This is a genomic window from Acinetobacter sp. YH12131, assembly GCF_013418635.1.
Classification (GTDB): domain Bacteria; phylum Pseudomonadota; class Gammaproteobacteria; order Pseudomonadales; family Moraxellaceae; genus Acinetobacter; species Acinetobacter towneri.
This window is the reverse complement of sequence record NZ_VPBQ01000027.1, coordinates 1-13,711: the sequence shown is the minus strand read 5'-3', so window position 1 is coordinate 13,711 and position 13,711 is coordinate 1. Positions and strand designations below refer to the sequence as shown.

The window sequence follows — 13,711 nt, the reverse complement described above, 5'->3', positions numbered from 1 at the left end:
TCCATTTAACATAATGGTGGTTATACGCAATACACTTGTATATTAATATAAATATCAATTACTTAAAAATTTAGTCCTGACCAAGAAATCAGCAAAAATCGGCTTTTGTAATAAGTTGGTGAGTTTTTAAGCGAATCTGTAACATTTTGCCAAGGAAATTGGCTAAAAAACGATCAATTTGGCAATCAGTGCCCATTTCATGCGGATCCAGGTTCCAAAACTATCCCCAATTGCTGGGGATAAAATTTAGGCTATTTTGTACGCCTGGGCTTACGTAAATTCCGGTTCTTTACGGCTGTCCAGGAGAGGTGAATTTTCCTATGATGAACTCATCGGGAACAGGAAGTTCCATACAAGAATAACAAGAGATAAGCACAAGGACTGTAAGGTACGACAGGAGTTATACCGAGCGAACCAATACGAAAAACCCCGGCAGGATGCCGGGGTTTTTTATTATATAAAACTAAATTTATATAACCTATAAAATATATACAATCATGAATGATAGTAAGAATTTAGTTAAAGTAACCATTATACATTCATTAAAAGATAGAAAACTATTTGACATATATATCAAAAAATTCATAACTAGAATCATATAACCGATAGTTATGTAAAACATAATCTGTTATAGATGAATAGAATTTTCCTTCTTTTCCTATAGGCTGACCAAATGCCTTTTTTTCAATAATATAATAATCACAACAATTTTCTAAATCTCTAATTAATCCCTCCCTATCATAAGCTGCTTCTACATCCATGGCCCAATCAATCGAAAAATAATTAACTTTATTATGTATATAATAGGCTCCTGGCATAGATGGTAGAACTGTTGTTTTATCGTACTTATTAAGTATTTTATCTAACTCCATATGTTTATCTATTGATGTCTTATTCGCTTGGATAAAAGCAAGTTTTTTTGATATCACAGATGCTTCCATATAATCCTTCCATATAAAATTATCTCTATATGGTTTAGAATTAATGATACTTGAATAAAAGACTATAAGAATAACAAAATATAGGCTTACTCTCTCATCAAAAATGTTCATTTTTTTTTGAATTAGATAATAGGCTGAAAATAAAACTGGAGTAAAAAACATCAAGGGACTCATGCCACCCCAACTAATAGAAGAAGCCCAAGAAATACCGAGTAAAGCGATAAGAATATAATGATTTTTAATATTTTCTTTTTTAGAAATAAATAAATATAAAAACCAACAAACAATGAATATTGGTATTAATCTATCAAACATAATTATTCTAGGTGATCCTTCTAAATATATGAAACAAATAGAATTAATTACCACTAGTGTAAAAATAAAAGATATAAATAATTTTTTTAATTTGTCTTTTTTTTGAAAAAAAATAAAAAAATAAAAAAATAAAAATGATAATAAAATATAAATTAAAAAAAACTTGTGACCTGAAAAGTATGCAACAAATCCTGTTTTAAATAAATCTAATAATGTTGTTGATCCTGAATTCTGTATTAAAAACAAATCAACTATATCATTAAAAAGAAGATAAAAATAAAATAAAATAAATACTAATAAAACACCAAAAGCAACTTGCAAAGATTTTTTAAAATTATATTGAAAAAATACAAATAGAACCCCAATTACAGGAATTAAGAAAAAGTTTTGCTTTGTTAAAGCAGATATTCCTAATGAAACCCCCGCTATTATCAAAAATAAAAAACCTTTATTTTGAAAGTATGATATTAAAAATAAACCTATAACGCCAAACAAAACCCCATCTGTAGTATGCCATTGAAAATATAAAGAGCCAATAGATGTTATTAAAAAACATACTATTGAAAATATGTATATATTTAATCTTAATTCTTCAAAATTATAATATTTTTTTAAAATTAATACCGTTAAAAAAACCTGCAACATTAACTGATAGTAATTCAAAAGTCTCATTAATACAATCTGACCATAATCTGGAGTCAAATATAACAAAAAAGAAGATATAAAAGGAGAAATAACAGGTCTAACATAATAAAAATCTTTATATGGAATCTCACCATTCATGATTCTCCACCCCATACCAACTATAAAACCAGAGTCAGAATCTTCTAGACCAAACCTACCAAAAACTAATAAAAATATAAAAGGTAAAAATAATAAAATTAAAAAATAATATATATTTTTTTTAAAGCACATAATAAAAAACACCAAATTATATATTTTGAACAAAAAATTATTTGAATTTAATCAATAAATCCAATATTTTTTCCCTCTAGATTATATTGTTAAAAATAATCTATCCTTAAATCACATTACCGACTTTATTTTCTTAGCTCAAAATAAATCCAACCCATCCACCCACAACCACCCCAGCCAAAATCTCAATTTTGGTGTGCCCCATACGTTCTCTTAACTGCTGATATTCAGGATCATCTTTAGCTAACTTATTAATCGCTACAGCATGTTTACCCACAGCACGTCTTAAGCTATTCGCATCTAGTAAAACAATAAAAGCTAAAGTGAGTGCTACGCCAAATGCAGGCGTATCAATTCCTTCTTTAAAGGCAATTAGAGCAACCATACTGCTCACAATGGCACTATGATTGCTTGGTAACCCACCATAACCAATCAATCCAAAAGCCAATTGCCTTGCTTTAATTGAGTTAATAAGAAACTTTAGGCAGCCAGCAACCAGCCAGGCTAAAAATGGGGTAATCAGATAACTGTAATAATTCACAAAACAATCCAAAATAAAATTAAGCGGGTACTAATGCCCAAATACAACACCCGATCCATAAAGCAACAGTCAGTAAAATTTGCCAGTCCTGAACAATCACATCTGTGGGGGATTCCCCGCCTTTTAGGGTTTCAACGATAAACCAGTAACGGAACAGACCAAACATCACAAAAGGAATGGTGATAATTAGTTGCGGCTGCACTTCCATCACATACAGGCTATAAAAGACGATCGCGGTAATGGCAGACATTTCTGCAAAACGGTCAATGAGTGAAACTGAATAATGGGCTAGTACTCCACGGCCCTGCGATCCACTCTGTACCAGTTCCTGACGACGCTTAATTGAAGCCAGATAAAGTGAAATACTGAGCGTGGTAATAAACATCCAGTGAGAGACAGGTACTGCAAGGGCTACAGCACCAGCATAGACACGTAATACAAAGCCAAAGGCCACAATAAAGATTTCAATGACAGGTTCATGCTTCAGTTTGAAGGTATAGGCCCAATTCAGCAGTAAATACACCAAGATCACATAAATCACCTGGGGTGCAACTAACCAGGCAAATCCAAGTGCCACATAGATCAAGACCAACAAAATTATCGCACTTTGGGGGCTTACCTGGCCTGAAGCTAAAGGACGTTTCTTGGACTTTTCAGGATGAGCACGATCTTTTTCGATATCTTTTAAATCATTAACGATATACACCGCAGAAGCGGCTAAACAAAATAAAAAAGCTGCAAATAATGCCGAATAAACAGACCCTATTTTTAAGAATTCACCCGCAAAGATCAGTGGTGCAAAAACAAAACTATTTTTTACCCATTGTTTGGGTCTTATGAGCTTAATCAGTCCGCGGATTTCAGCTAGAAAAGACCGATGGCGTGCTATATCATGCATTAGTTTTACAACATTATTAAATATAAATGATTGATTCGATTAGACTGGCAATGCTTTATACAGCATTTGCCATAGTTGCTACGTTTTGTAACATTCTAGCACAGGATATTTGCAGTTATATTTATTCTGGACCTTTTTATATTTTAGTTTCAATTATTATTGGCACGGGTGTCGGCTTGGTGATTAAATATATTTTGGATAAAAAATATATTTTTAAATATAAAACACAAAATGCACAACATGATGGAAAGATTTTTATGCTTTATACCGTCATGGGTATTTTTACTACCATCATTTTCTGGGGCTTTGAGTTTGGCTTTCATGCCATTTTTGAAACTAAAGAAATGCGTTATGTCGGTGGCGTGATTGGCCTGATGATTGGCTATATTTGCAAATATTACTTAGATAAACGTTTCGTATTTCGTACGGTATAAATCACAGATGACAAAAATACAGGCCTGGGGCAGACTTTCTAATACAGAACATCAAGTTATCCCATTAATAACCGCTTCACAAACACCCAAACAACTACAACACAGCACCCATCCTGGCATCACTCATGGTATGGGGCGCAGCTATGGCGATGCAGCGCTAAATGGCAATGGTATTCTATGGCTGACGACAGCGATGAATCATTTGGTTTCTTTTGATTTAAATACAGGTATCTTGCACTGCGAAGCGGGTACCACCTTACAGGATATTCATCGTACCCTTATCCCTCAGGGCTGGATGTTACCTGTAACACCAGGAACGCAAATGATCACCGTGGGTGGAGCAATTGCGAATGATGTACATGGCAAAAACCACCATGCTTTTGGCTCTTTTGGTGACCACGTCCTATATATCAAGTTATTGCGTACTGATGGCGAAATTATTGAATGTTCCAAGACTGAAAGAGCAGATTGGTTTTATGCCACCTTAGGTGGGATTGGCCTAACTGGGATAATTTTAGAAGCAAAAATCCAGTTACGCTCTGTTCAAGGCCCCTGGATCCTCTCAGAAACCATTCCTTACCACAATTTGGATGAGTTTTTTGCACTGTCTGACTCATCTGAAGCGGACTGGGAACATACTGTATCCTGGATTGATTGTATGAATGGTGCGAATGCCAAAGGACTCTTTGCACGGGGTAATCTGGCGAATGAACACACTCAAGCGGAACCCAAAATTAAAGATAAAACGTTCCCAATCACTCCTCCTATTTCATTGGTGAATAAACTCAGTTTACCTATCTTTAATTTTGCCTACTTCCATGGCAATTCTCTAAAAAAACAGCCTCAAACAGTACATTACGAGCCATTTTTCTATCCATTAGATGCTATGCATGAATGGAACAAAATGTATGGACCAAAAGGGTTTTATCAATATCAAAGTGTGGTACCGAAAGAAGTCGGTAAAGAAGCCACTCAAGAGATGCTAAACGCCATTAAAAAATCAGGTGAAGGCTCATTTCTAGCCGTGTTAAAAACATTTGGTGATCGTGAGTCGGGGGGATTACTGAGTTTTCCAAAGCCAGGAGTAACACTGGCCCTGGATTTCCCTAATCGTGGCGAAAAGACCTTAAAACTGTTGAATGAACTAGATCGTATCGTCCAGGAAGCACAAGGCCGCCTTTATTTGGCCAAAGATGCACGTATGCCACGATCACTATTTGAGACAGGCTATCCACGTTTCAATGAATTTCTAAAATATCGGGATCCAGGCATCAGCTCGGAAATGTCCCGTCGTCTATTGGGTGTCTAAATGTCAAATCAACCAAGAATCTTAATTGTAGGTGGAACCTCAGCCATTGCTGAACATTGTGCCAGACTTTGGCTGAAGCAACAGCCCTGTGAGATTATTCTTTTAGGACGAGACCAAGACAAACTACAACGTGTTGCCAATGATCTTAGAGTTCGTACACCACAGGCGAATATCCAATTACAGACCGTTGATTTTTTAAATGCTGCCGCAATCCAGGATTGCATCAATACCATCAATCAACAGGGTGCAATCGATATTGCCCTGATTGCCCATGGCAACTTACCAGATCAGGACCAATGTCAAAACGATCTAATCCAGTGCCAACAGGCAATCGAAGTCAATGCAGTTTCACCTGTACTATTTACTGAAATTATTGCCAAACACATGATCGAGCGTAATCATGGAAAGCTGGCAGTGATTGGCTCAGTAGCAGGTGATCGTGGTCGTAAATCCAACTATGTCTATGGTGCATCGAAAGCGCTGATTGATAAATATCTACAAGGCTTACAGCATCGTCTAGCCTTAATTGGTTCTCATGTCACAGCAACCTTAATCAAGCCAGGTCCCACAGCAACACCTATGACGGCTGGAATATCTGGCAAGGGAAAACTTGCCTCACCTGAACAGGTTGCTCATGATATTGTGCAGGGCATCGATAAAGGCAAATTAACCGTTTATACGCCAGGTAAATGGGCAATCATTATGATGATTATTCGGAATTTACCTTTCTTCTTGTTTAGAAAAATGGATATTTAAATTCGCCATTTATAAAAAGTTCTGCATGAGCAGGGCTTTTTATTTAACATAAAATCTCATATACGAAATTCAGTTGTAAGCCCAAAGTAAAATTGTCTTACTTTTTTGGGTCAATGTTTATGTATCAACATGATATTTAATAATAAATTTGACAATATTTTGATTGTATATTAATATTCAACTTATCAAGTTAATCTGTTTAAGTGAAAGTGCTTCAAACTAAATCTTTCATACAGTACAAGAAGCCACCTTTTTAGGTGGTTTTTTGTTTTTAAAAATTAAAATGCGAATAAAATTTAACTGATTAGAATTAGGCTAATCATCTAAAAAATCTTGGATATCTTGCTGTGTGACGACCTTCTTAGTAGGAAGTTTTTCAATAGCATCATAGACACGCTTTATTGCTTCTTCATATGTAAGTGTTCCTGCATCAAGTTGCTCTAACAACAGCTTGGTTTCTGCATCGACTTTGTGACCACTGACAGCCATGAAACCTATGACTTTATCTGTCAAATTTTCACTCATAAACTTTTCCATCTTTTAAGCTGTAATGCTGTTTGTGCCCATGTTCTGCAACGTATTCGGCTTGTCTTTGCATGAAATCACGTTCTCGTTGCTCGGCTCTTGCGATACTGTCTTGATCGGTTTGTGACTCTTTACTCGACATACAGTTTAGGAAACCGACACCGCAGAGGACTACAAGAAAAAAAGCCAAACTTCTTTTGGTTTGCTTAGTCATTTGGTTTATCTCTACTATCAGGTGCGGTTTTCCTAAAGCCTGTGAATTTGAGGAATCTACTAGCAAGGCTGTCTTTAATTTTTTCCTCAACCACGCCACCGCTAAGCTTTGCACCTTCTGTATTTTTCTGTTTTAAGCTCTTGGTTACATGCCGTCTTTCGATTTCATATAGTGAAAGGATTTCATTTTCTTTTTTTACGATCTGCGACTCGTCCAAGCCTTCTCTATAGTTCTCGATTGCATCTTTCAGCTCGGCAAAGGAATGGTATTTAAACTCAAATCTTGAAGCATTAAAGCCTGCCCTGCTTGCTAAATCTTTGACTTTAAAAGCATTAGTTATCGGTAGGGGAGCAGTTTTTGCTTTATTATCTTTCGCACGAACGGCTTTCGACTGTTTGATAGCTTTGCTATTAAACCGCCATTCAATCTCACTGACGATTTTACCTACATCACTCGCAGTACCGCTAAATGCAGGCATGTGCTTTACCAAAAAAATTGCGTCACTGACACAGCCTGCAACTTCGGTTGGGGTCAGCTTAACCATGCGTCCAATTTCAGCCTTAGTCGGTGAGCTTGCTTTTTTGGCATCATCCGACAACTTCCTGTTTTCAATCTTCCGTTGATTTTCAATTTCAGATTTTTTCTGCGACTTCTTCGCCAAAATTGCTTGGTCAATTTTCAGTTCTGCTATGCGTTTCAGGTACTTGGCATAGTGTGGTGTGAGATGCCATGTCCAACGTACTGTTTTCAGATTTCTAGGCACTTCACCATTTTCGACTCTTTTAGCATCCAAAGCAGACTGCTTCTTCTTCTGCCGATCTGTGTACTCGGATCTGCGTAAAACGAGTTTTTTAATTTGGTCTTTGGTGTAGATATAAAGCCGTTCATGCTCCCATTCAAGACAAGAAAAATCGTCAGGATTTGGGTTCGATTTAGTGGTGAAAGCCTTTTTGATAAAGCCTTTTTGCCATTCCACAGCAATTTTCTTTCTGTGTTCGGACTTGAACTTATCTGAATCGACGATTTCTTGATCATCAACCAATTTTTTATATACATCGGCTTGGGAACGGACAGCGATAGGCAAAGTCACCAAGAGGTAAACCATGAACTTTTGCTTAGCCAAAAGGGTTTGATTCAACTGAACAACCATGTGCCCAGCACATGGTTGTTCAGTTGAAGTCGTGGCTCTGCCAAGTGCCACGTTGTATTTCTTGATCAGAGAAGTCAAAGCACCTTCCGCTTTATCTAAATCAATCAGCATTTTCTTATAGTAAGTAGCTTTGCCGATAGACACACACTTGAGAATGCCAATCATGGCAATTTCATCTGATGTAGCGTAAAAAATCATGCCCCTTTCCCTGCGCCTAAAATTCTGTAGTAGTAAAACTGTAGTAGTAAATTTTATAAAAGTGAATAGTCTTTTATGATTTTGAAGCTAATGAAATAAAAGCTTTGCGTAGCAAAGCTTTTAGAAACAAACAGCGAAGCTGTTTGTCAAACGGAGCAAAGCTCCGTTTCGGGGCAACGTATTCCGTAGTTAAGTCGTTCCCTAAAATTAACGAAGGTAGACGTTGCCCCCGACGATTTTTTCACCTAAAGTAGCCATCAGATGACGCAATTCTTTAAAAACAAGTTTTCTTCTTTTTGAAAGATGGATGCGCCCTAATCGTTTGACTTATCTCAAACAGGAGGGGCGACCAACCCTCCTGTTTCTCTTTGATCGGGAGGACTGACCATCCTCTTTCAATCACTTGTTAGCTTTCCTAGCAGTCGAAAATTTATTTTCGACTGCGTACTAATAGGAAGGTAGTTTTACCCACGCTCGGCGAAGCGGACTGCCATGCCAAATGGCTCGGTCACGCTACGCAGGGGGCGGACGAGGAGCTTGCTTATTCGCAAGAATACGCATCTCTGCGTCCTCTACCCGTTCCTGTTAAGGAAAATAAATTTGCACAGCCGTCTATATGACAAGTTGTGTGGTCTTTGGGCGACCATGAATGCCAAAATGAAGAGGAGTCGAACCAAATCTGCTTTAGGATTTGTCTAGACGTTAGAACTCCTGTCTTGGGTAGGAATACCGCCCAAGATATGCCACTGAGGGGAGCATTACAGAGAAAGAAATTGGTTGGTGAGATGTGCATCAATTGATTTTGGGGAACTGTAGCAAATGGCTGAAATTATAATATTTCGAAGTTTGTGGTGCTTTCAGAAATGAAAGCATCGTGTAAATAGCTCAACCGAACAAGCTTCTGGCTTTTCGGTTAAAACCGAAAAGTGTGAAGCAAGTGGGAAAGTATGTAGGAGCTTTATCCTGACCTTTAAAGAAACCGACCTAATATTGGGGTTGGACACCTGTTAAGTAAGTTTGCGGAACGACGACTTACGTGTGACACGTCTGTAATGGACAAGGCTTTAAGGGTTATAGGAAGGCTGATAGCATTCGAGTAGTTTTGGAGATAAGTGGGGAAGATGGTGCAGGTTCATGCGATTGTAAGCATGTTCAGCTTGATTTTTAGAGCAACTGTTTTGGTTCATAGCCAATTCAACCATTGGGAGATTAGCCAATTAGGAGCGATTTCACGAATCGCATTAATCAGAGCGACAACGGGCTTTTGAAGTAACTTTTCAAAAGTAAACGGTCAAGTACAAAACGAAGTTTCTAAGTGACGTGAGTCAACCAATGTTGTTTATTGGTAATAATTCGACTTGTTAAAGAGTTCTGAGGACGAAAGGCTAAGCAGAGTAACCGTAAGGTTTTAATGTGGTCACAAGTAAAGAAGAGAACGAAATTTGATTTTGCTATGGGTGGTTTCTATAGTGATTCAGCAAAGTGGGTAAGGGTTTGGTCGCCCTTACTACAAACGATGTTGGATACAGAGTGGTTTCTGTAGATCGGTTTCAGTTGAGAGAAGTCAAAAGATTGATGCACTTAAGCATCACCCCGACAGGTTAAGTCGGAACGTCAGAACAGACGTTTAAATAAAACTAAGGTGTCGTCACCGATAATGGCGAAAGGTGTCTGTACCTTGCCCATTTTGGCTAAACAGATCAGGAGCAATTCCCTTAATTTGCAAGCTTTCAAAACGGCTTTTGATGTTTTGACGCACTTCTCAGCGATACGAGAACTATCCTACGATAGTGTATCTAATTAATTTTTATGTTTTTTAACAAAATTGCTCGCATTTCAGTTTGGTCACTGAGTTTTTTTGCAGATGCAATCGAGGTTAAAGATTCATAAAAATTTAGTTCTGGAGCTTCAAAACTCCAACTTAGTTTTAACTTATTGTTATTACTAAACTTTCAACTAGGTTATTTAATTTCTTAGCTGAAATTTCTTAATCTAGCGATTGATCTCCATCAAACGAGATTTATCACAATTTAAAAGGACTATCGCACTTTTGCTTTAGTCCTTTTATCTTTTAATAGCCATAGAATCGCACTATTTGCTTTCTAAGCAACTTTTCTTATTTCACATACAAACAACTAAGCCACAAAGTTAAAAATCGAATCTGACGCAAACTGTGCGCCTAAAATCTATCTTTCGGAACGTCATGTTCACGATCTGCCATAAAATCGTCTAAACCTTCGGGATCACTATAAAGTTTAAAGAACTCTTCCCAAGTGTTTATTTGCTCTTGAGCTTCTTTGAAGAATCCATCCTTACCAAGTTTATAGCTTCTTAGAGGTTTATCTAAAATGCTCATCGAGAGAGAAACCCAATCTTCGTCTTTTCTATCTTTGCTCATGTCAAATTTCCTTTAACTGATCTATAAACGATACAAAAGAAAAACAACTATATGATCTCATCTGCTCAAGCTCCCTGCCGTTCGTTCCTCACGGATGGTGAGCTTGAGCAGATTTCGGTAATATTCACCCTACCTTCGCTAATTTAAAATTAGCAAAGGTATTTGAATATCACCTTTTAAAAACATCACGGTATGGAGCCGCTGTCGCCTTCAATCGGTACAAGACAAGATGCGTCATTATTGTCTCGCAGAGGAGTATTTATGGAGCTGATCTCCACCCTGCACACGCCTTTCTCCCCCATTGGCTTGCTATCTCGGCGAGGGAATTACCCAACATACCACTTAAACAATCGACCAACGTATTCCCTGCGTTCCCTCAATAGTGCAATACATCAGATTTGAGGGCGACTAGTGTATTACTACACATTATCGTCTTGTAATTCATGTACCTGCCGTCACTTATCCTCCTGCATACATGAATCGTTCTAAAGAAGCCGTGACAAACACGCACTTACAAACTTCCATAGTTACGCAGAACAAACGACATCGAACAAAAATTGGATTGAATTACTCAACCGCAATAATTTGTTGCTTATTTGATAGTCGACAGGATGCTAAATAACGAAGGCTTTTCAATTAACGGCTTGCAAAAATATTAAAAAAAGTCATAATATTAGTTAAGTACAAGCCTTTTGGTGAAATCAGCACGAGTTGGTAGCTCTGCTGATCTTCGTTAAATGATGCGTCAACATCAAATAACTGCGTACCGTCAAATATAGGAAAAACCGTCTCAATTAGCAATACTTGAGACGGTTTTTTTTCTTTATTCATTCCAATAAAACATTGACCGAAAAATACTTTTTTCAATAAGTTATGCAAGTTACGTAAGTTATTAATAAAGTTTAAAGCTCTATTGAACTTAATAAAAAGTTTCTTATAATGTTAGCTTAAATAAGTTACGTAAGTTACATAAAAATGATTATTTTAGTTGGTGGTGAAAAAGGGGGATCAGGCAAAAGTTGTCTAGCCCAAAATCTTGCAGTTTATCTACAATCTAAAAAAAGAGATATTTTATTACTTGATGCAGATCCACAAGGCACTACAACCGATTGGATTAAAGAGCGTGATGAAAATAGTAAAGTCGAAAGTATTCCTTCTGTTCAAGCAGCAGGAAATATTCGCCAAATATTATTAGATCTTTCTAAACGTTATCAAGACATCATTATTGATGCAGGCGGTCAAGATTCTGAAGCACTACGCTCAGCAATGACAATTGCTTCTCACATGTTATTGCCATTTAGACCAAAAAGACGCGATTTAAAAACGTTAGTTCATGTTGAAAAATTGATTCGGTTAGCCAAGGCTGTGAACCCAGAACTTTATACTCGTGCAGTCATTACTCAATGTCCAACTTTACCAAGCCAATCTCAAAGAATTCTAGATGCTAAAGAGGCATGTGAATCTTTTGATTTGACTCCATTGAATAATTTCACATGCAATCGGAATATCTATGATGATGCTGATGAAAATGGATTATCGGTTTTTGAAATGTCATCTGATGAAAAAGCCAAACAAGAAATTGAACAAATTGCTAAAGAGTTTTTAGGAGATCTTTAATGGCACTTAAGGGCTTAAAAAAATCTGAGCAAGTTTCAAACGATGAAATCATCGAAAGCTTTATTCAAGGTGCGACTAAACGTGTCAAGAAGATAGAACCCTCACAGCAAAATTATAAAAGATATACCTTCTCTTTAACTGAAGATGTGAACCAGCAAATAGATACTCTTTTGGTAAATTGTAGGGTTGCTAAAGCGAACCGTTCTATCATATTAAAAGCAGCTATTAGTCAATTAGAAAATCTATCTGCTGAAGAACTTCAAAAAGTTGTATTAGATCACACCAAATAAGTTACGCAACTTATTTAAGTTGCATAACTTATTTACAATTTTAAGTTTTTACTACACAAACTCGTGGAACGTGAAGAATCCATAAAAAAGCCTAGTTTGACTAAACTAGGCTTTTTTAATTATTGCAAGTTACTGATTTAAAACAATTAAATTAACTTATTTCGCATAATCCGTATTATGTTAATTTTGGGGAATACTTAAGTTTAGTTAAGAACAATAGTCTTGTTTAAATCTTGAATAAGGAACATTTCTACGTTGTGTTAGATCTTTCCCTTTTAAATCATTGGCTAATTTATCTGATAATTCTTCACTAGATTTTATTTTGTTTGGAACCCATGAATAAGCATGTCTAGGTAAAATTTCAAAAAGATTAGTCATACCAGGTACATAAGAATACTTAAATTGAGTATAAACTTGATCATAGAATCCCTTACAGATTCTATCATTTTCTTTTGAAACTAAATTTCTATTCATAGATGTTGAGAAGTCATATAAGCTCCCATTTTTGTATTCATAATCATATTTTTTCCCAGTTTTAGGACTTTGGCTTGATGTTATTTTTATACCTGAATTAAGCTCTGAAATAGTAATATCTAATGACTCTTTGAATTCAATAGTTTCAGATTTAATTAATTTTGCTAGATCGTTAAACTCATATATAAAATAATGGCTTTCTGGGCTACTCATACCAAACCATGCGCCACATGTACTTGTTACAACATAAGTATTCTGCTGTTGCTTATATATCTTTTCTAAGATTTCACATTGTGGATCGATCTCACTAATAAAACCAGCATTTCTATTACTGTTCTCAATAGAAAATGGATACTGCTTTACATATAACTCACTATATTTATTTTTTATTTTATATAAACCAATATTTTCTGGATAACCTTCATTATTTTTTATAAATTTGAATGGCTTAACTTCAATGGCATACGCAACACTACCAACCATTATGAGAATATTTAGTAGAAATATTTTAGAAAGAGGACTTTGCACTTTAAATACCTTATAAGTTTAAATTATAAAGTAATTTTAGCTACTAATTTTAAAAAAGGTGAAATATTCAATTATTAATTGTCCATTTAACATAATGGTGGTTATACGCAATACACTTGTATATTAATATAAATATCAATTACTTAAAAATTTAGTCCTGACCAAGAAATCAGCAAAAATCGGCTTTTGTAATAAGTTGGTGAGTTTT

Annotated in this window: 14 protein-coding genes; 5 read left to right on the top strand and 9 right to left on the bottom strand. The window is 36.0% G+C overall.

All coding sequences use genetic code 11. The annotated features are described in order from the left end of the window. Positions 1-557 precede the first annotated feature (557 nt). The 3 genes from FTU66_RS13045 to FTU66_RS13035 form a co-directional block, all read right to left on the bottom strand. Positions 558-2,171, bottom strand: coding sequence for a hypothetical protein (locus FTU66_RS13045; RefSeq protein WP_180112929.1), 1,614 nt, complete (start codon positions 2,169-2,171; stop codon positions 558-560). A gap of 133 nt (positions 2,172-2,304) precedes the next feature. Beyond that, positions 2,305-2,712, bottom strand: a complete 408-nt coding sequence (locus FTU66_RS13040) for a divergent PAP2 family protein (RefSeq protein WP_180112928.1) — start codon at positions 2,710-2,712, stop codon at positions 2,305-2,307. Positions 2,713-2,731: 19 nt separating this feature from the next. Next, the gene (locus FTU66_RS13035) at positions 2,732-3,610 is read right to left on the bottom strand and encodes a decaprenyl-phosphate phosphoribosyltransferase (protein ID WP_180112927.1); all 879 of its coding nucleotides are present in this window, start codon (positions 3,608-3,610) and stop codon (positions 2,732-2,734) included. A gap of 26 nt (positions 3,611-3,636) precedes the next feature. Here FTU66_RS13035 and FTU66_RS13030 point away from each other — a divergent pair, with 26 nt between their 5' ends. From FTU66_RS13030 to FTU66_RS13020, 3 genes are read left to right on the top strand one after another with little or no spacing between them, the layout of a single operon-like run. Continuing rightward, positions 3,637-4,044 (top strand): GtrA family protein, encoded by a 408-nt coding sequence (locus tag FTU66_RS13030; protein WP_180112926.1) that lies wholly within the window; start codon positions 3,637-3,639, stop codon positions 4,042-4,044. A gap of 7 nt (positions 4,045-4,051) precedes the next feature. Beyond that, on the top strand, positions 4,052-5,353 hold the full coding sequence (locus FTU66_RS13025; protein WP_180112925.1) for an FAD-binding oxidoreductase: 1,302 nt from the start codon (positions 4,052-4,054) through the stop codon (positions 5,351-5,353). After that, the gene (locus FTU66_RS13020) at positions 5,354-6,109 is read left to right on the top strand and encodes an SDR family NAD(P)-dependent oxidoreductase (protein ID WP_180112924.1); all 756 of its coding nucleotides are present in this window, start codon (positions 5,354-5,356) and stop codon (positions 6,107-6,109) included. 315 nt (positions 6,110-6,424) lie between these two features. Here the strand turns inward: FTU66_RS13020 and FTU66_RS13015 are convergent, their stop codons facing one another. The 5 genes from FTU66_RS13015 to FTU66_RS12995 all read right to left on the bottom strand — a co-directional run bounded on the left by FTU66_RS13015 (position 6,425) and on the right by FTU66_RS12995 (position 11,425). Then, entirely contained in the window at positions 6,425-6,634 is a 210-nt protein-coding gene (locus FTU66_RS13015; protein ID WP_166172032.1) for a hypothetical protein, read from the bottom strand. Then, positions 6,627-6,848, bottom strand: a complete 222-nt coding sequence (locus FTU66_RS13010) for a hypothetical protein (protein ID WP_180112923.1) — start codon at positions 6,846-6,848, stop codon at positions 6,627-6,629. The genes FTU66_RS13015 and FTU66_RS13010 overlap by 8 nt, the downstream gene beginning before the upstream one ends. Beyond that, on the bottom strand, positions 6,841-8,196 hold the full coding sequence (locus FTU66_RS13005; RefSeq protein ID WP_180112922.1) for a hypothetical protein: 1,356 nt from the start codon (positions 8,194-8,196) through the stop codon (positions 6,841-6,843). The genes FTU66_RS13010 and FTU66_RS13005 overlap by 8 nt, the downstream gene beginning before the upstream one ends. Before the next feature lie 2,179 nt (positions 8,197-10,375). Further along, positions 10,376-10,594: a hypothetical protein gene (locus FTU66_RS13000; protein WP_180112921.1), complete on the bottom strand. Its 219-nt coding sequence runs from the start codon at positions 10,592-10,594 to the stop codon at positions 10,376-10,378. Positions 10,595-11,230: 636 nt separating this feature from the next. After that, positions 11,231-11,425 carry a hypothetical protein gene (locus FTU66_RS12995; protein ID WP_180112920.1) on the bottom strand — a complete coding sequence of 65 codons (195 nt, stop codon included), beginning with the start codon at positions 11,423-11,425 and terminating at the stop codon, positions 11,231-11,233. Between the two features lie 144 nt (positions 11,426-11,569). On the opposite strand from FTU66_RS12995, the gene FTU66_RS12990 reads away from it, so the two are divergent. Together FTU66_RS12990 and FTU66_RS12985 are read left to right on the top strand one after the other, a co-directional pair. Beyond that, positions 11,570-12,211 carry an AAA family ATPase gene (locus tag FTU66_RS12990; RefSeq protein ID WP_166172040.1) on the top strand — a complete coding sequence of 214 codons (642 nt, stop codon included), beginning with the start codon at positions 11,570-11,572 and terminating at the stop codon, positions 12,209-12,211. Continuing rightward, entirely contained in the window at positions 12,211-12,501 is a 291-nt protein-coding gene (locus tag FTU66_RS12985) for a hypothetical protein (RefSeq protein WP_166172042.1), read from the top strand. The genes FTU66_RS12990 and FTU66_RS12985 overlap by 1 nt, the downstream gene beginning before the upstream one ends. 207 nt (positions 12,502-12,708) lie before the next feature. On the opposite strand, the gene FTU66_RS12980 is transcribed toward FTU66_RS12985, so the two are convergent. After that, entirely contained in the window at positions 12,709-13,503 is a 795-nt protein-coding gene (locus tag FTU66_RS12980; RefSeq protein ID WP_180112919.1) for a hypothetical protein, read from the bottom strand. Positions 13,504-13,711 lie beyond the last annotated feature (208 nt).

What these genes read in the sequence shown, in the direction of transcription:
- FTU66_RS13045 (WP_180112929.1), bottom strand. Translation starts at nt 2,171, where the DNA reads ATGTGCTTTAAAAAAAATATATATTATTTTTTAATTTTATTATTTTTA.
- FTU66_RS13035 (WP_180112927.1), bottom strand. Translation starts at nt 3,610, where the DNA reads ATGCATGATATAGCACGCCATCGGTCTTTTCTAGCTGAAATCCGCGGA.
- FTU66_RS13030 (WP_180112926.1), top strand. Translation starts at nt 3,637, where the DNA reads ATGATTGATTCGATTAGACTGGCAATGCTTTATACAGCATTTGCCATA.
- FTU66_RS13025 (WP_180112925.1), top strand. Translation starts at nt 4,052, where the DNA reads ATGACAAAAATACAGGCCTGGGGCAGACTTTCTAATACAGAACATCAA.
- FTU66_RS13020 (WP_180112924.1), top strand. Translation starts at nt 5,354, where the DNA reads ATGTCAAATCAACCAAGAATCTTAATTGTAGGTGGAACCTCAGCCATT.
- FTU66_RS13015 (WP_166172032.1), bottom strand. Translation starts at nt 6,634, where the DNA reads ATGAGTGAAAATTTGACAGATAAAGTCATAGGTTTCATGGCTGTCAGT.
- FTU66_RS13010 (WP_180112923.1), bottom strand. Translation starts at nt 6,848, where the DNA reads ATGACTAAGCAAACCAAAAGAAGTTTGGCTTTTTTTCTTGTAGTCCTC.
- FTU66_RS13005 (WP_180112922.1), bottom strand. Translation starts at nt 8,196, where the DNA reads ATGATTTTTTACGCTACATCAGATGAAATTGCCATGATTGGCATTCTC.
- FTU66_RS13000 (WP_180112921.1), bottom strand. Translation starts at nt 10,594, where the DNA reads ATGAGCAAAGATAGAAAAGACGAAGATTGGGTTTCTCTCTCGATGAGC.
- FTU66_RS12995 (WP_180112920.1), bottom strand. Translation starts at nt 11,425, where the DNA reads ATGAATAAAGAAAAAAAACCGTCTCAAGTATTGCTAATTGAGACGGTT.
- FTU66_RS12990 (WP_166172040.1), top strand. Translation starts at nt 11,570, where the DNA reads ATGATTATTTTAGTTGGTGGTGAAAAAGGGGGATCAGGCAAAAGTTGT.
- FTU66_RS12985 (WP_166172042.1), top strand. Translation starts at nt 12,211, where the DNA reads ATGGCACTTAAGGGCTTAAAAAAATCTGAGCAAGTTTCAAACGATGAA.